The 15,966-nt window shown below is 57.8% G+C and carries 16 protein-coding genes; 11 read left to right on the top strand and 5 right to left on the bottom strand.

From position 1 onward, the window contains the following. Positions 1–75 precede the first annotated feature (75 nt). The 7 genes from ACQK2Q_RS10005 to glyS all read left to right on the top strand — a co-directional run bounded on the left by ACQK2Q_RS10005 (position 76) and on the right by glyS (position 5,483). Positions 76–486 carry a DUF1761 domain-containing protein gene (locus ACQK2Q_RS10005; RefSeq protein ID WP_425409601.1) on the top strand — a complete coding sequence of 137 codons (411 nt, stop codon included), beginning with the start codon at positions 76–78 and terminating at the stop codon, positions 484–486. A 68-nt stretch (positions 487–554) separates the two neighbouring features. Next, positions 555–1,295, top strand: coding sequence for a monofunctional biosynthetic peptidoglycan transglycosylase (gene mtgA, locus ACQK2Q_RS10000; RefSeq protein ID WP_425409600.1), 741 nt, complete (start codon positions 555–557; stop codon positions 1,293–1,295). 12 nt (positions 1,296–1,307) lie between these two features. Continuing rightward, positions 1,308–1,631 carry a hypothetical protein gene (locus tag ACQK2Q_RS09995; RefSeq protein WP_425409599.1) on the top strand — a complete coding sequence of 108 codons (324 nt, stop codon included), beginning with the start codon at positions 1,308–1,310 and terminating at the stop codon, positions 1,629–1,631. Between the two features lie 22 nt (positions 1,632–1,653). Further along, the gene (locus ACQK2Q_RS09990) at positions 1,654–2,259 is read left to right on the top strand and encodes a peptidylprolyl isomerase (RefSeq protein ID WP_425409598.1); all 606 of its coding nucleotides are present in this window, start codon (positions 1,654–1,656) and stop codon (positions 2,257–2,259) included. After that, positions 2,256–2,837, top strand: a complete 582-nt coding sequence (locus ACQK2Q_RS09985) for a DUF6438 domain-containing protein (protein ID WP_425409597.1) — start codon at positions 2,256–2,258, stop codon at positions 2,835–2,837. The genes ACQK2Q_RS09990 and ACQK2Q_RS09985 overlap by 4 nt, the downstream gene beginning before the upstream one ends. Further along, complete coding sequence (locus ACQK2Q_RS09980) at positions 2,834–3,280, top strand: PaaI family thioesterase (protein WP_425409596.1); 447 nt, start codon at positions 2,834–2,836, stop codon at positions 3,278–3,280. Before ACQK2Q_RS09985 ends, ACQK2Q_RS09980 begins: the two co-directional genes overlap by 4 nt. A 55-nt stretch (positions 3,281–3,335) precedes the next feature. Next, complete coding sequence (gene glyS / locus ACQK2Q_RS09975; RefSeq protein ID WP_425409595.1) at positions 3,336–5,483, top strand: glycine--tRNA ligase subunit beta; 2,148 nt, start codon at positions 3,336–3,338, stop codon at positions 5,481–5,483. A gap of 123 nt (positions 5,484–5,606) precedes the next feature. On the opposite strand, the gene ACQK2Q_RS09970 is transcribed toward glyS, so the two are convergent. Further along, entirely contained in the window at positions 5,607–7,106 is a 1,500-nt protein-coding gene (locus ACQK2Q_RS09970) for a hypothetical protein (RefSeq protein WP_425409594.1), read from the bottom strand. A gap of 259 nt (positions 7,107–7,365) precedes the next feature. On the opposite strand from ACQK2Q_RS09970, the gene ppdK reads away from it, so the two are divergent. From ppdK to ACQK2Q_RS09955, 3 genes are all read left to right on the top strand, one after another. Further along, positions 7,366–10,035 carry a pyruvate, phosphate dikinase gene (gene ppdK, locus ACQK2Q_RS09965; RefSeq protein ID WP_425409593.1) on the top strand — a complete coding sequence of 890 codons (2,670 nt, stop codon included), beginning with the start codon at positions 7,366–7,368 and terminating at the stop codon, positions 10,033–10,035. Between the two features lie 312 nt (positions 10,036–10,347). Beyond that, positions 10,348–11,127, top strand: coding sequence for a cell wall hydrolase (locus ACQK2Q_RS09960; RefSeq protein ID WP_425409592.1), 780 nt, complete (start codon positions 10,348–10,350; stop codon positions 11,125–11,127). A gap of 139 nt (positions 11,128–11,266) precedes the next feature. Continuing rightward, on the top strand, positions 11,267–11,953 hold the full coding sequence (locus tag ACQK2Q_RS09955; RefSeq protein WP_425409591.1) for a DUF2490 domain-containing protein: 687 nt from the start codon (positions 11,267–11,269) through the stop codon (positions 11,951–11,953). 16 nt (positions 11,954–11,969) lie between these two features. Here ACQK2Q_RS09955 and ACQK2Q_RS09950 read toward each other — a convergent pair whose 3' ends face one another. Genes ACQK2Q_RS09950 through ACQK2Q_RS09935 form a run of 4 tightly spaced genes read right to left on the bottom strand, consistent with a single transcriptional unit; the run spans position 11,970 to position 15,679 of the window. Beyond that, on the bottom strand, positions 11,970–12,935 hold the full coding sequence (locus ACQK2Q_RS09950) for an MBL fold metallo-hydrolase (protein WP_425409590.1): 966 nt from the start codon (positions 12,933–12,935) through the stop codon (positions 11,970–11,972). Between the two features lie 28 nt (positions 12,936–12,963). After that, positions 12,964–13,809: a carboxylating nicotinate-nucleotide diphosphorylase gene (gene nadC / locus ACQK2Q_RS09945; RefSeq protein ID WP_425409589.1), complete on the bottom strand. Its 846-nt coding sequence runs from the start codon at positions 13,807–13,809 to the stop codon at positions 12,964–12,966. Next, positions 13,806–15,347 (bottom strand): L-aspartate oxidase, encoded by a 1,542-nt coding sequence (locus ACQK2Q_RS09940; protein WP_425409588.1) that lies wholly within the window; start codon positions 15,345–15,347, stop codon positions 13,806–13,808. Before ACQK2Q_RS09940 ends, nadC begins: the two co-directional genes overlap by 4 nt. Beyond that, complete coding sequence (locus ACQK2Q_RS09935; RefSeq protein ID WP_425409587.1) at positions 15,344–15,679, bottom strand: hypothetical protein; 336 nt, start codon at positions 15,677–15,679, stop codon at positions 15,344–15,346. Before ACQK2Q_RS09935 ends, ACQK2Q_RS09940 begins: the two co-directional genes overlap by 4 nt. On the opposite strand from ACQK2Q_RS09935, the gene ACQK2Q_RS09930 reads away from it, so the two are divergent. After that, the gene (locus ACQK2Q_RS09930) at positions 15,666–15,947 is read left to right on the top strand and encodes a hypothetical protein (protein ID WP_425409586.1); all 282 of its coding nucleotides are present in this window, start codon (positions 15,666–15,668) and stop codon (positions 15,945–15,947) included. The two genes, ACQK2Q_RS09935 and ACQK2Q_RS09930, sit on opposite strands and share 14 nt — an antisense overlap. The last annotated feature ends 19 nt before the right edge of the window (positions 15,948–15,966 follow it).

Here is a 15,966-nt window from a genome sequence, read left to right as displayed (position 1 = left end):
GCCGAGGCGCCCCTATTGCACATAGGGTTCGGCGCGCCGTATAGTCAGCCCTCATCATAAATAGGGAGGGTTGAAATGCCCAAAGTCCTAGGTCTCAATCTCGTTGGCGTGATTGTTGCGTCAGTTGCTTTCTATTTCGTCGGTTTTCTCTGGTATGGGCTTTTATTTTCCGAAGCGTGGATGAACGCGGAAGGGCTCACCGCCGCCGATGCTGAAGGACAAAGTCCGATCTGGATGATCGGCGGTTTTCTCATCACCGTTTTGCAAGTTATCGGCATCGGGCTTGTGTTGAAGTGGAAAGGCGCGGCTTCCTTGGGCGAAGCGGCGACGACGGCCCTGATTTTGTGGTTTTTTCTCGCGCTTCCCTTCGTGCACTACGCTTATCTGTATTTGCCCGCGCATAGCGTGACTCTGCTATTGATCGATGCATCGCATCTGCTTGTCGGCTGGGTCGTCTCAGCCATTGTCCTGTCCTTGATAAAATAGCGCTAAAATCGCATTATTACGCCTGAAAGGGGCGGCCGGTGGGTCGCCCCTCGGTACAGGAGCGGCGTATGGTCCTGGCGGCGCCAAAGAGAACGCGCAAGCGGCGCAAAAAGAAAAAATCGCAGGCGCGCGTAAAACGCTATGCGATCCTCGCCGGCGTCGGCGTTTTTTCCATGATCGCAGGCTCGGTGTTATGGGCCGGGTTATATCGCGTCGCGCCGCCGCCGGGCACGTTCCTTATGCTGCAACGGAAGATGAGCGGCGACGTCATCATTCATCCGTGGACGAAAATCGAAAATATTTCGCCTTACCTCGTCACGGCGGTGATCGCCGCGGAAGACACGCGCTTTTGCCGGCATAAAGGGCTGGACTTCGAAGCCATCGACAAGGCGATTGAGGAATCAAAAAACGGCGGCCGAAGGCGCGGCGCCTCGACCATTTCGCAACAGACCGCGAAAAACGCATTTTTCTGGAACGGCGGCGGCTGGATCCGCAAGGGCGGCGAGGCGTGGATGACCGTGCTGATCGAAACCTTCTGGCCCAAACGGCGCATAATGGAAGTCTATCTGAACGTCGCCGAATGGGGCGACGGGCATTTCGGCGCTGAAGCCGCGGCGCAGGCGCGTTTCGGCAAGAGCGCCAAAGACCTGACCGCGCAGGAGGCGGCGCTGCTTGCGAGCGTTCTGCCGAACCCGCACAAATGGCGCGTGGACCCGCCGGGGCCTTATGTGCGCCAGCGCGCCGGCACGGTGCGCGCGCGCATGAATGTTGTCCGCCGCGACGCGCTTGACGCATGCGTCTTGAAATAACCGGAGGCCGTGATGGGTGTTATGGTGATTGCATGCTACCGTCCGAAACCGGGCAGGGACGATGAATTGCTAAGCCTTACGAAAACGCATTTACCGCTCCTGCGTTCGGAAGGGCTGGTTGACGACGGCCCCGCGCTTTGCGGCCGGGCGGCGGACGGAACGATCGTGGAAGTGTTCGCCTGGAAATCGCAGGCCGCCATAGAGGCGGCGCATACAAATGCAAATGTTATCGCTTTGTGGGATAAATACGATGCGCTTTGTGATTTCGTGACGATCAACGATGTGGCTGAATCAAAAGAGATGTTCTCGCCGTTCGCGCTTGTCGATCTGGGGTGAGCGCTTCTGGAAAGGAAACGTCATGAAAGTTTTCGTGATGGCAATGCTGCTCTTGGCGGCGGCGTGTGCAAAAAAAGACGAAAGCGCAACGCGCGTGGTCATGGAAACTGACGCCGGCGCGGTCACGCTGGAACTTTATACGGACAAGGCGCCCGCGACGGCGGCGAATTTTTTGAACTATGTGGATGAAGGCGCGTTCGATGGTTCACATATCTACCGCGCGACGCGCGAAGACAACGACCCCTCCATCGCCATTGTTCAGGGCGGGCTGTGGCGCGCATGGGAAGACGGCCTTGACGCCGATTACACGCCGCCTTTGCCGCCTGTTGTTCACGAAACGACCGAGGCGACCGGGATCAGCCATACGGACGGCGTCATATCCATGGCGCGTGTGGAACCGGGCAGCGCTTCGTCGGAATGGTTTATCAATGTGGGCGACAACCCGTCGCTCGATTATGGCGGCGCGCGCAACCCGGACGGTCAGGGCTTCGCCGCATTCGGCAAGGTTGTTGACGGGATGGACGTCATTCGCAATATCAATGCGGCGCCCACGCGCGAAGGCGACGATTTCGCCGGGCAAATTCTTGCCGAACCGATTGAGATCAAGTCAGTAAAGCGGGTTCAATGAAATTATCGAATTTTTGCATTTTATTGGCGGGCCTTTTGCTTTCCGCCTGCGCCTCTGAAGGATACACGCCCTATCTCGACAGGTTCAGCGAATATGCGCTGGATGACGACGATTATGAACGGTTTACGCTTGAGCGGACGGCCTGTTTCGGATTTTGCCCCATTTTTAAGGTTACAGTGGATGAGCGGGACTTCCTGTTTTTTCAGGGCGAGCGTTTTGTGACGGAGACGGACGGCGTTCTCAGCAAGCGGTTGCCGAAAGGATCGTTTAAAAAAATCCTCAGGATCGCAAGAGACCATGAATTTTCACAGTTCGATCCGTCATACCCGAACGCTGACCGCAATAATTGCGGACCTATTGCGACGGACAATCCAAGCATCATACTTGCTTTTGACACGGAGCATCTCGATCACGCCGTAAAATGGTATCGCGGCTGTTCGCAGTTTGACAGCCGTGCGGAACTGGAGGAAATGATCGCCGCCGTGGACGCCGTTCTCGATATCGACGAATGGGTCGGGCCGCGCGATGCGTTCATGAACGCCGGCGATGAAGACGACGACGAACAATCAGAAACATGACCCGCACCACATCGGAACGCCACACCGATATTCTGAACGGCTACAAATCCGGCGGCTCGCGCTATAATGACTGGACGCATGAAAAACTCGGCGACTTAACGCTGCTGTCCTGGCGGTGGGGAGCGATTTCCATGCGCTGGGATATTGACGATCGTTTCATCATGCCGGACGGGGTGATGTTCGGCGGGCATATCGCGTCGGTCGCCGATCACATCGCGGGGCTTGCCGCCATGACAGTGCTCACCGACAATCGGGAGCGGTTCCGCACCTCGCGGCTGGAGACGAATTATTTTCGCCCGCTCACCGCGCCTCTCGCCATGATCGAGGCGCGGGTGACGAACGCCTCGAAAACGCTGATTCACGTTGAGGCGGATTTCAAGAACGCCGGGGAAAAGCTGGCGGTGCGCATTCACGCGGTGCAGGTGCGGCGGATGACGGGCTGACGGGTTGGGGCTGACGGCTTGCGCGGGACGGTGAGCGCCCCTAGAAACCGCCTCCATGTCCGAGCTTTTGCTAGAATTATTCTCCGAAGAGATCCCCGCCCGCATGCAGGCGCGCGCGGCCGCCGACCTTGAGCGCAGCGTGAACAAGGCGCTGATCGACGCCGGGTATATGCCCGAAGGGGTGAAGGCGTTTTCCGGTCCGCGCCGCCTGACGGTGGTCGCCGCAGGATTGCCGGTGCGCCAGCCCGACCGGCGCGAGGAGAAAAAGGGCCCGCGCGTCGGCGCGCCCGACAAGGCCGTGGCCGGTTTTCTGAAAGCGGCGGGGCTTTCGTCGCTGGACCAGTGCGAGCAGCGCGAGGATAAAAAAGGCGCCTATTACGTTGCGGTGATCGACCAAAAGGGGCGTGAGACGGCGGAATTGATCGCGGAATTCGTTCCCGAGATCGTGCGCGGCTTTTCCTGGCCGAAATCCATGCGCTGGGGCGACACGGACCGGGAAGGGGGCGAGTTGCGCTGGGTGCGCCCGCTGCATCGTATTCTGTGCTGTTTCGACGGCGAGGTGGTTCCGTTCGAGGTGGGCGGCGTAAAATCCGGCGACGTCACCGAAGGCCACCGCTTCATGGCGCCGGGCGGCATTCAGGCGCGCTCATTTGAACATTACGAACGCGACTTGCGCGCGGCGAAGGTTCTGATCGACGCTGATGAGCGAAGGGAACTGATCGCGCGCGACGCCGGTACCCTGTGCAAGGCGCAAGGGCTGGAGCTTGTGGAGGATGCAGGGCTCCTGAACGAGGTCGCGGGCCTCGCCGAATGGCCGGTCGTGATGATGGGCGCGTTCGACGAAAAATTTCTGGCGCTCCCGGACGAAGTGCTGACCGCCTCCATGCGCGGGCACCAGAAATATTTTTCCGTGCGTAACCCGGAGACAGGCCGCCTCGCCAGCAAATTCATCTGTGTGGCGAATATCGAAGCGTCGGACGGCGGCAAGGCCATGCGCGCCGGTTATGAGCGCGTCCTGACCGCGCGCCTTTCCGACGGCTGGTATCTTTACAATCAGGATTTGAAAACGCCCTTGGCCGAACGTGAAGGCGACCTTTACAAAATCACTTTCTTTGAAGGTCTGGGAACAATCGGAGACAAAGTATCCCGCATTGGGCAATTGGCGTCAGAAGATGCACAATCTTTGAATATGGATCCCATGGACATTGAGCGCGCTGCTGTATTGGCAAAATGCGACTTGGTGACCGGGATGGTTTACGAATTTCCAGAGCTGCAAGGCGTCATGGGGCGTTACTATGCGCTTGAACAGGGCGAACCCAAAGAGGTGGCGGATGCAATTCGCGATCACTACAAGCCAGAAAGTCAGGAAGAAGAGTTGCCTGACGGCGATTTATCACATCTCCTCGCTCTGTGTGATAAGGTTGATACGCTAAATGCGTTCTGGGTAATCGGAAAAAAGCCCACAGGATCAGGCGATCCGTTTGCATTGCGCCGCGCTGCGCTTGGCGTAATTCGTTTGTTCCTGACTGGTAAGTATCGCACAAACCTGTCAGATATGTTTGATGTTGCTCAACAGTATCTGCATGAGCAGGGGGTAAAAATTAACAAGAGTTGGGGTGCTTCATCGGACAGTGAATTTTGGCCGGTCATTCATGATCTAATTCTCTTCTTCCACGACCGCCTAAAAGTTTATCTCCGCGACACTTCTCATGAAAGAGGGGGCCACAAGCACGATCATATCGATGCAGTGCTGACCGATGCGGACGGCAATCTTCAGGACGATCTTGTTCTCATCGTCGCCAAGCTCGACGCGCTGGAAGCTTTCCTGAAAACCGATGACGGCGCAAATCTTGTCGCCGCCTATAAGCGCGCGGCGAATATTCTGAAGGCGGAAGAAAAGAAAGATAAAAAACTGGCCGACCCGAATGCCGTGGATGAAGGCGCGCTCGACGAGCCGGAAGAAAAGGCGCTCTACAAAGCGCTGAAAGACGCAGAAACGAAAGCAGAAAAAGCCGTCGCCGACGAGAACTTTGAAGCGGCCATGGCGGCGCTCAGCCAATTGCGCGCGCCGCTCGACGCATTCTTCGAAAAAGTCACGGTCAACGCCGATGACAAAAACTTGCGCGCGAACCGCCTGTCGCTCCTTGCGCGCCTTACCGCCGCCACGGCGAAGATTGCGGATTTCTCGAGGTTAGAAGGGTAGGCTCGCCGCCGCCCATTCCGGCTTACATCCTGAGGAGCAATCATTCCTTCTTCTTTCGAGACGTCGCCTATAGGCGACACTCAGGATGAAGGAATTATTGCGTCTCGAAGGACGTCTGGATGCCTAATCCTTAAATCCCGGCGCGCGTTCCGCGCTCGGAAAGAACAGAAACGCCAGCATCAAGATATAAGGCGCGTAGTCCCATGACAGCGCCAGCGCCCAGACATCGGAAAAAATGTTGGCGTGTTTCAACACCGCGTCGCGCGGGGTCATGGCCGATAGTCCGGGTACGAATTCGGCGTCCACAACCGACTGGCGGCGGGAGACCGTTTCGGGCTCTTCCGCCGGCGAGGGCGGTTTGAACATTTCGCGAAAAATGTCGAGCCCGCGGGCGGGAGATTTTTCGGCCGCCGATTTAATCGGGATGGGCGGCTTTTGCAGTTTTTGCGAACGGATAAGCGATTGCAGCGCGCTTTCGACTTCATCGGCGTAGCGGTCCATGGCTGCGCGCTGACGCGCTGAGATGCGCGCGCCTACAGGTTTCGGATTCGCGCGGGCGAAATTATCGAGCTGCGCGTCCAACAGCCGCTCGATGCGCTTGTCATGGCGCCAGCGGTTCAGAACGCTCGCGAAGTCGTCGAACGCGGTTTCGAATTCGCGATTCCAGCGATCGACGTTTTCAAACGCATTACGAGAAAGCATGCGTTTCAATTCATCGGTTTTCGATGCGCAAATTTCAGAATCGTACGGATCCACGCCAGAGGGCGGGGCGCCGGTGATAATCGCATCCACGCTTTGCTCAAGCGCTGAAAACCATGTGGCGATGCCGTTGAAATAATCAGTGACTGCGCCGGCGCCGGCGGCGCCCGATTGCGATCCGCCAGTGCGTTCCGACGCGGCGACCCGGCTCACATCCTGCGCGGCGAGGCGAAGATCTTCCAGAAACAGGAAATCTTTCTGTCTGTGCGCGGTAATCCCTGCGCATTCGGCGGCGAGACGGTCGATCTCGGCGGAATAGGTGTGGCGCACTGCGTCGACGCCGCCGATCCCGACGACTGTCGTCCAGGTGGAGACGAAAAACAGGATGAGGGCCAGCACAGGGATCACAATGAACAGCTTGACCGCGCGTTCGATGAAAAACAGCAAATCCGCGAATGCGCCGCGCCCCATGCCGCGAAACCAGTCGCGGTTGCGCACGAATTCCGCGCCGCCGACCCAGATCGCCACGGCGAGGCAGAACACGAAGACCCCGAAAGCGGGCGGCAGGATGGCGTTGCGGAAAAAATCCGCCGATTCCTGCGACGTGATGAGAGAAAATCCAATGGCCGAACTGACGGCGCTGAAAAATCCGGCGGTGATGGCGACGACCACGAATAACCGGTTGAAAAGGGAGGATCCGCGCATCCGGCGCGACGTCAGCACCGACCACAGGATCGCCGTGATCAGAATAATCACCGCGGAAGCGCCGGCGATGGCCGGGAAGGAAATCCCGGCGAAACTGGCGGCGCCGCTTGCGTCCTGCGCCAGGCTTGCACCCGGCAGGCTGGTTAACGCGGCTGCGTTGCAGACCATTAAGCGCTGGCTCATCCGCCCCGGCGCATTTTCGCGGATTTTCCGCCCCATCCGATCCCCTCGGATTGCTCGCCGGAAGTTTTCCCGGCCCCCTCGTTTATCCCCGGCCAGAACGGCGCAGACCGGGCCGGGCGGCCCACCCTAACATGGAAAAAAAACCGGTGGATAGATATCCACGGGTTTTCTGAAGGCCGTAAGGTGGGCCGCATGAAAGATGCGGCAATTTCCGGCTTGGTTGTTGCGTTGCGGCGCCTTAAGTCAGTCCCCGCCGGGCAAGCGGGACGAAATCGAGAAGAAACATGGGGTCTCCATGAACGATAAAACGAAATGGGTTTACGGATTTGGCGACGGCGGCGCGGAAGGCGACGCCAGCCTGAAAAACCTTCTGGGCGGCAAAGGCGCGAATCTGGCGGAAATGGCGAGCCTCGGGCTGCCGGTGCCGCCGGGTTTTACGCTCACAACCGATGTCTGCTCGGCTTTTTACGCAAATGACCGTCAATATCCTGAAGGCTTGAAAAGCGACGTGGACGCCGCACTAAAGCGCGTGGGGCAAAGCGTCGGCATGACCTTTGGCGACAGGGACAAGCCGTTGCTGGTTTCCGTGCGCTCCGGCGCGCGCGCCTCCATGCCCGGCATGATGGACACGGTGCTCAATCTCGGTCTTACGGACGACACCGTGGAAGGACTGGCGAAGCTTTCCGGCGATCCGCGCTTTGCCTATGACAGTTACCGGCGTTTTATCCAGATGTATTCAGACGTGGTGCTTGAGCTCGATCATCACGCATTCGAGGAACTGCTTGAGACCTATAAGGAAGAGCGCGACTATTTTCTCGATACTGAGATGAAAGCGGACGACTGGAAAACAGTCATCGCCGGCTACAAAAAGATCGTCGAAGAACAGCTTGGGCGGCCGTTTCCGCAAGACCCTGAAGAACAGCTCTGGGGCGCCATTGACGCTGTGTTCGGATCATGGCGCAATGACCGCGCCAACACCTATCGTCGGCTGCATCATATTCCGGAAAGCTGGGGAACGGCCGTCAATGTTCAGGCCATGGTGTTCGGCAATATGGGCGATACGTCGGCGACGGGCGTCGCTTTCACGCGCGATCCGTCTACGGGCGACAATCATTATTACGGCGAGTTCCTGATCAACGCGCAAGGCGAGGACGTGGTCGCGGGCATCCGTACGCCGCAGACATTGACGAAGCGCGCCCGCGAGGCGCAGGGCGAAGACGCGCCCTCCATGGAAGAGGCGATGCCGGACGCCTATTTGGAACTCGTCAAGGTGTTCGAAAAACTCGAACGTCATTACCGCGATATGCAGGACATAGAATTCACCATCCAGGACAAGAAACTCTGGATGCTGCAGACCCGCAACGGCAAACGCACAGCGAAAGCGGCGCTGAAAATCGCTGTTGATATGTGTACGGAAGGTCTCATCAAGGAAGAAGAGGCGGTGAACCGCGTGGACCCCCACTCGCTGGACCAGCTTCTACATCCCTCGCTTGATCCGGATGCGCCGCGCGATCAGGTGTTGACGGGATTGCCGGCCTCGCCTGGCGCTGCTTCGGGCGAAGTGGTTTTTAATTCGGATGAAGCCGAACGGCTTGCGCAGGAAGGCAAGGCCGTCATTCTCGTGCGCGTTGAAACGAGCCCGGAAGACATTCATGGAATGCACGCCGCAAAGGGCATAGTCACGGCGCGCGGCGGGATGACGTCTCACGCGGCGGTGGTGGCGCGCGGCATGGGCCGGCCATGCGTATGCGGCGCGGGCGATCTGAAAATCGACAAGAGCGAAACGTTTTTTACCGTCGCCGGCCGCAAGATCGAAAAAGGGGAAACGGTCACCATTGACGGCGCGGCTGGCAAGGTATTCGCCGGCGCGGTGCCGACCGTGCAGCCAGAATTGTCCGGTGACTTCGCGCAATTGATGGTCTGGGCCGACAAGGTCCGCCGCATGGGCGTGCGCGCAAACGCCGAAACGCCGCATGATGCGCAGACGGCGCGGGATTTTGGCGCTGAAGGTATCGGGCTGTGCCGCACGGAACATATGTTTTTCGAGGCGGACCGCATTGTCGCTGTGCGCGAAATGATTTTGGCGGAAGATAAGAAGGGGCGCGAAGCTGCGCTCTCTAAACTGCTGCCGATGCAGCGTTCGGATTTCGAAGCATTGTTCAGGGTCATGACCGGGTTGCCGGTGACAATTCGTCTGCTGGACCCGCCGCTGCATGAATTTCTGCCGCATTCTGACGAAGAAATCGAACAGGTGGCCAATGCTTCGGGCATGAATGCGGACGCTTTGAAAGACCGCGCGCACAAGCTCAAGGAATTTAATCCCATGCTTGGTCATCGGGGGTGCCGTCTTGGCGTTTCCTATCCGGAAATCTATGAGATGCAGGTGCGCGCCATTATGGAAGCGGCATGTAATATCAAAAAAGAAACCGGCGAGGAAATAACGCCGGAAATCATGGTGCCGCTCGTCGCCAAGCGCGAAGAACTGGCGATATTAAAAAAACGCATTGATGATGTTTCAATCGCGGTATTGAAGGAAAACAACGTCAAGCTTGATTACCTTGTGGGAACCATGATCGAGTTGCCACGCGCGGCCCTGACGGCGGACGAAATTGCGCATGAGGCGGAATTCTTTTCTTTCGGAACAAATGATCTGACCCAAACCACATTTGGTCTGTCGCGCGATGATTCCGCTTCGTTTCTGCCGGACTATATGCGTCATGGCGTTTTCGAGCGTGATCCATTTGTGACGATTGACCGGGAAGGGGTTGGCGCGCTTGTGAAAATCGCCGCTGAAAAGGGACGCAAAACGCGACCCGGGATCAAGCTCGGCATATGCGGCGAACATGGCGGCGATCCAGATTCGATTCATTTTGTCGAGAGCGCCGGGCTCGATTATGTTTCCTGTTCGCCCTACAGAACCCCAATCGCACGTCTTGCTGCAGCGCAAGCAAAACTCGCCAATTAGGCAACTACGTCAGGCCAATACAACGTTAACATTCGGTGAGGCTTTGCGGAACTAAAGCAAAAACAGCGTGTTAATGCATTTCAGATATGGTTAACAAAGGGTTAACGCACGCCGATTTCATTTGCGCTTGCGAAATTCGGCGCCATATTCCTCGCAAGATGGCGCAAAATTACAGTTCGGTTCTGCGTCTTAAGAATTAGTAATATCTAAGATGCTGATCTATGCGCCCGTCGGGGCGCTGAGGCCGAGCGCCATGACGGTTTTGAACGGGATGCACAAGCGGCGATGAAGAAAGCAAAACGGGCGGCCAGATTGAAAAGAAAGATGCGAAACCGGCGTCAACCTTATGAGGTCAACTGGACCCTGCGCAGCCTGTTTGCCGCCGGCGTCATGTCGCTTTGCGCGGTTGCGAGCGCTATGAGCGTCACTGTAAACGCCAACCGGGCGGAAGCTGTGCGGCAGGAAAAACTGGCGCTGGAAAAAGAAGCCGAACTTGTCGCTGACTTCGCCAATTATCTGGCGGCGGAAACGGCGGCGACGCGCGAAGCGCTGGACGGGCCGCGTCTCAAACCCGCCAAAAGCACCAGCGAGATCGTTTCGGCCATGGATCCGATTGCGGCGCTCGCCTCATTTGATTTTACGGAACTGAACGCCGCCAAGATTGACGCCGATGAACGCCGTTGCCTCGCACAGGCCATTTATTACGAAGCGCGATCGGAACCGCGCATCGGGCAACTCGCCGTTGCGGACGTTGTGTTGAATCGCGTTGCAAGCCGGCTTTATCCGAACTCCATCTGCGAAGTCGTTTTTCAGGGATCCGAGCGGCGCACCGGGTGCCAGTTTTCGTTCACCTGCGACGGCTCCATGCAGGCGCGTTTGAACAAGCGGAAATGGTCCGGCTCCGAAGAACTGGCCGGCGCTATTCTCGCCGGACTGCGCTCGCCTGTCAGCCGGAACGCAACGCATTATCATGCGAACTATGTAACGCCATATTGGTCCGCCAGCCTGACGCCCACGGCGACCATCGGCATGCACAAGTTTTATCGCTTCCCCAGCAAGCGCGCCGTCGCCGCAGCGCCCGCCGCGATGTAAAAAGGCCCGCGGGGCCGGCGCCGGCTGTGGAATTCCGCATTCGACATTTCCCGCAGCCTATGCTTAAAAGCGCACTGTGTGCATTAATCACCCATTATTAAAACTGTCTTCCTTGTTCGAAACTGTTTTGAAGAACGCGATGCGGGTATCCGCCTTCAGCGAAAGCGCCAGGGGCGTCGCCGTTGCTATTGTAGTGATATTTGCCGGCGCATCCGCCGGCGCTCAAGACCATGACGCGCAAATCTGGCTGACAGGGTCTACAAAAATTTCACTCGACGATAAATGGTCGATGAGCGGTGAAGTCAACGTGCGGTTCAATAATCTGACCGACAGACTCGGTCAAACGCAGTTGAAACTGAATCTGGTTCGCGACATCGGCGCCGGCGTCTCCCTGACGGCTGGATATGGACACATGATATCGCACAACGAAAATATGCCGGACAGACACGAAAACCGGCTCTGGCAGGCTATCGGCTGGGAGTTTTTGAAAACGGACAATTACGCTTTCGCAACACGAACGCAGCTGGAAGAGCGTTTTATCAACGGCGACGCTGGATGGCGCTTGCGCCAGAGAATATCGCTGAAGCGAACGATAAGCAAGAAAATGTATGTGTACGGATCAGGAGAGGGATATTTTTTCCTGAACGATACGCGCTGGGGCGCGCAATCAGGGTTTGAACAGTTGCGCATTGGCGCCGGGTTGGGCGTTCACCTACGCGACGGGATGGCTTTGGAGACAGGCTATCTCAACAGATTAAAAATTGTGCGCGACGCAGAAGATGAGATGTCGCACATTATCGGCGTTACGCTGAAATTTCGCCCATGATCCCGCTGTACAGCGGCTAAAGGCAGTATTCGGCGCTCTCGGAAGCATTATTATAACCCTTGCTCTCTACTAATGATCGCTCCGGCGCATCCGGGATCAGTAGCGGGTTTGTGTGGTTCATGTGGATGAACCAGATTTTTTGTTTCTCTCTATGCGGCATATTTTCAAACCGTTCCATCGAGTGTGAAACGAATGGATGCGGAAAGCCTGACATATCCCGGCCCGGAATTTCGCCATTCGCGTAAAAAGTGGCGTCAAGCAGCGCAAAGTCGACGCCAGCGATTTTGTCTTCAATTCGGACGCCTTGCGCATCCCAATCTTCCCAGCTGTCGATATCAGGGATGAAGAGCGCAGCTTTCTCCGGACCCTGAATTTCAAAGCCGGCTACTTCGGAATATTCCTGCCGGTGGGGAACCAGAAACGGCGTAACCGATAAGTCTGGCGTCAGGTGTTCCGGTTCGCCTTCGCTCATCACGGCGATATAAAGATTGTGAAGCCGCAACAATTGATCCCAGGGCCCGTTGCTGCTGAGAAAATCGGCCATGCGCGGCATTGCAAACACCTGAACATTTCTCGCGCCCGCCGCTTCGCGCCCGAACATCATCAGCCCCGCGTAGTGTCCGATATGAGCGTGGGTCAGGAAAACACCGGCAAGGTCAAGCGGATGCGCCGCCGGCGCCGCCGCGTTCAAACGGCGTATTTGCTCCTTTATGTCAGGCGTCGCCTCGAACAGCCATCGTCTGGGCTCATCGCCGCGCCGGTCGATAAGGGCGATTGATGTCGCCAGCCGCTTAAGCGACGGGTCGGCCCAGGCCGGATCGTCCGGATTGCCGATCTGCGGGCGCCCCGCATCCTGCGCCACGCCGAGAATGAGGAGTGAAACGTTACATTGCAGCGGCGTCTGCGCGGTTTGTATTTCAGTTTCAGAAGTACAGGAAACGATGGCGGCGGTAAAAAGTAATAGCGCTATGCGAGCGGCCATTATGCTCCCCTTTCAATCACACCATGGTTTAATGGAAATCCAACCCGACATCCAAACCCGGCGCGGAATGCGTGATCCAGCCGGAAGATATGATATCGACGCCGGTTTGCGCGATCGCGCGCACGGTCTGAACCGTTACATTTCCTGAAGCTTCAAGGACTGCGCGGCCTTTCACTTCCGCGACCGCTTTTTTCATGTCGTCCGGCGCCATGTTGTCGAGCATGATTATGTCGGCGCCGCCGGATAGCGCAGCGTCAAGCTGATCGAGCCCGTCGATTTCGACTTCGATTTTCACCATATGTCCCACGGCGGCGCGGCACGCCTCGATTGCTTTTTTGATACCGCCCACCGCGGCGATGTGATTGTCCTTGATCATCACGGCGTCATAAAGGCCGAAACGATGATTGTGCCCGCCGCCGCAGCGCACCGCGTATTTTTCCAGCGCGCGCAGGCCCGGCGTTGTCTTGCGTGTGCAGACGATCTTGGCGTTGGTTCCTTCGACCGCTTTTACCAACGCCGACGTCGCCGTCGCTACACCCGAAAGATGGCCGAGAAAATTTAGAGCGACTCGTTCAGCAGTAAGGATGCCGCGCGCCGGTCCTTCTATGGTCGCGATGACATCGCCCGGCGCAACGGCTTCAGAATCGTTCTTCTCGACGTGAAATGAATCGACGCCATTCAAATGAAAGGCAGACTTTGCAAGCGGCGCGCCGGAAATGACGCCGGCTTTGCGCGCAACAATGGACGCCGTCGTCACGGCGTCATGCGGAATGCACGCATTCGTCGTGATGTCGCCTGCATCGCCAAGGTCTTCCGCAAGCGCCTGTTTGATGGCGGCCTCAATGATGTGTTGCGGCGGAGAGGTCAGGTTCATTCGTCCTCGTCCTCTTCTTCATATGCATCCGTCGCGCAAATCTCGGTGTGGAATGCGTCTTCTTCTGTGTCCGGAAAATCTCTCCGATAATGCCCGCCGCGCGATTCTTCGCGCATCAGCGCCCCTTGCGCGATCAACTCGGCGGTCACAAGCGCGCTTTTAAGCCCGCTGGTCATGTTATCATGTTCGTTTAACGCGTGCAGCGTGTCGATGACGTCAAGCAGCCCGTCTTCGCTGCGTATCAATGCGCAGCCTTCGCTCATGGCGGCGCGCAGCTTTTTCATGGCTTCCTTGTCGGCGGGTCTGGACGGCAGGTCCATGCGGTCAGCCGGCGCACCAGGCTCATCCGGCGCCGTAATCTCTTTTTCGCGCAACTGATCGGCGATGCGCGCGCCGAAAACAACGGCTTCAAGCAGTGAGTTCGAGGCGAGCCGGTTGGCGCCGTGCACGCCGGTTGAGGCGACTTCGCCGACAGCCCACAAGCCCTCGACGCTCGACTTGCCGTCAAGGTCCGTCATCACGCCGCCCATGTGGTAATGCGCGGCCGGGGCGACCGGCATCAGTTCCGTTCGCGGATCAATATGGGCGGCCTGACATGCAGTGAAAACGGTAGGGAACGCGTTAGGGAATTTCGCGCCGACCGCGTCGCGCGCGTCGAGAAAAGCGCCGCGGCCCGCCTTGATTTCCGCCTCCACAGCGCGGGCGACAATATCGCGGGGGCCAAGGTCGCCGCCCTTGTGATAGTCGCTCATGAAGGGGCGGCCATCCTTGTTGACGAGCGCCGCGCCGGCGCCGCGCAAGGCCTCCGTCGCCAGCGGGGCCGGGTCGGCCCCGATATTGAGCGCGGTGGGGTGAAACTGCACGAATTCCGGATCGCGGATGACGGCCCCGGCGCGCGCGGCGAAGGCGAGCCCGTGCCCCTGCGCCGGAACCGGGTTGGTGGTGACGGCGTAAAGACCGCCGAGCCCGCCGGTGGCGAGCACCGTTTGCCCGGCGTCGAACGCCTCGCGTTCTCCCTCCGCGACGTCGTAGATCAGCGCGCCGCCGACGGCGCCGTTGTCATCGGTGAGGAGGTCCTCAACAACGATCCGTTCAAGGATGGTGATGTGTTCGGCGGCGCGCGCCGCCTTGATCAACGCTTCCATGATGGCGGCGCCCGCCTGGTCGCCGGTGGCGTGCACAATCCGGTCGCGGCAATGGGCGGCCTCGCGTCCGAGGATGAGGGCGCCGTCGCTGTTCGTATCGAATTGCACGCCGTAGCGGATGAGGTCTTCCACCGCCGCCGGTCCGCCGTCGACCAATATGCTCGCGGCTTCGGGATCGACCAGCCCCGCGCCCGCCTGCATGGTGTCGGCGAAGTGAAGGTTGGGCGTGTCGTTATCACCGACAGCGGCGGCGAGCCCGCCTTGCGCCCAGACGCTCGCGCCGTCCTTGCCCAGCGGGCGCGCGGTGATGACTGTGACGGGACGGGGCGCGAGTTTCAGCGCTGTATAAAGCCCCGCAACGCCAGCGCCGATGATGAGGATGTCGGCGTTCAAGCGGATCGCTCCGGTTTTTTGTTTAATGTTTCTAACAAACGAAGATGCCGTTTGCGGAGCCAGTAAATTGAGAGCGGCAGATAGCAATACATCAAAAAAGCCGCGAAGGCGCTGCTTCCATAATTCGAAGGCTTGGTCTCCGCTTTGACTAAAGCAAATGGCGCGGAGAATAGAAAGAATAAAATACCAAGCCCCGCTATGCTACCCACGATATTTGCTTGTAGCTCTAGCATTGGTTTTAACAGTGACGCTGCGTAGAAAATAGCAAACGATATCAGAAACAAAATATCGCTATGTCTTTTGCCTAAACGCGGATTGATGTCGAAGTTCATTATTATCCATCGCCGTGAAAAAAAAGCCCACCCCATTAAGAACATGAAGGTAACGGCTTGGATTAATGTGAAGATGACGCCTCTGACAGGAACAAGCAAAGCGCTCAAAAAAGATATTGTGAAAATAGACCAGCACCATACTGGCGAAATAAAGACGAACTTCTTGGAAGCTTCATTTAGTAAGAGATTAAAGGAGCTTTTGCCTGCTAATGTTGTCATCGCCGGGCTTGTCCCGGCGATCCAGTCCTGCTGTAAAGACGTCGCCTAAAAAGCTGGATGCCTGGGAC

This window comes from Hyphococcus sp. (assembly GCF_965228385.1).
Taxonomy (GTDB): Bacteria; Pseudomonadota; Alphaproteobacteria; order Caulobacterales; family Parvularculaceae; genus Hyphococcus.
The sequence above is the reverse complement of the archived record's forward strand: the minus strand, read 5'-3'. Positions and strand labels throughout refer to the sequence as shown.

Bases quoted from the DNA above. Each gene is read 5' to 3' on its own strand.
- ACQK2Q_RS10005 (WP_425409601.1), top strand. From the start codon at position 76: ATGCCCAAAGTCCTAGGTCTCAATCTCGTTGGCGTGATTGTTGCGTCA.
- mtgA (WP_425409600.1), top strand. From the start codon at position 555: ATGGTCCTGGCGGCGCCAAAGAGAACGCGCAAGCGGCGCAAAAAGAAA.
- ACQK2Q_RS09995 (WP_425409599.1), top strand. From the start codon at position 1,308: ATGGGTGTTATGGTGATTGCATGCTACCGTCCGAAACCGGGCAGGGAC.
- ACQK2Q_RS09990 (WP_425409598.1), top strand. From the start codon at position 1,654: ATGAAAGTTTTCGTGATGGCAATGCTGCTCTTGGCGGCGGCGTGTGCA.
- ACQK2Q_RS09985 (WP_425409597.1), top strand. From the start codon at position 2,256: ATGAAATTATCGAATTTTTGCATTTTATTGGCGGGCCTTTTGCTTTCC.
- ACQK2Q_RS09980 (WP_425409596.1), top strand. From the start codon at position 2,834: ATGACCCGCACCACATCGGAACGCCACACCGATATTCTGAACGGCTAC.
- glyS (WP_425409595.1), top strand. From the start codon at position 3,336: ATGTCCGAGCTTTTGCTAGAATTATTCTCCGAAGAGATCCCCGCCCGC.
- ACQK2Q_RS09970 (WP_425409594.1), bottom strand. From the start codon at position 7,106: ATGGGGCGGAAAATCCGCGAAAATGCGCCGGGGCGGATGAGCCAGCGC.
- ppdK (WP_425409593.1), top strand. From the start codon at position 7,366: ATGAACGATAAAACGAAATGGGTTTACGGATTTGGCGACGGCGGCGCG.
- ACQK2Q_RS09955 (WP_425409591.1), top strand. From the start codon at position 11,267: ATGCGGGTATCCGCCTTCAGCGAAAGCGCCAGGGGCGTCGCCGTTGCT.
- ACQK2Q_RS09950 (WP_425409590.1), bottom strand. From the start codon at position 12,935: ATGGCCGCTCGCATAGCGCTATTACTTTTTACCGCCGCCATCGTTTCC.
- nadC (WP_425409589.1), bottom strand. From the start codon at position 13,809: ATGAACCTGACCTCTCCGCCGCAACACATCATTGAGGCCGCCATCAAA.
- ACQK2Q_RS09930 (WP_425409586.1), top strand. From the start codon at position 15,666: ATGTCGAAGTTCATTATTATCCATCGCCGTGAAAAAAAAGCCCACCCC.
- ACQK2Q_RS09935 (WP_425409587.1), bottom strand. From the start codon at position 15,679: ATGAACTTCGACATCAATCCGCGTTTAGGCAAAAGACATAGCGATATT.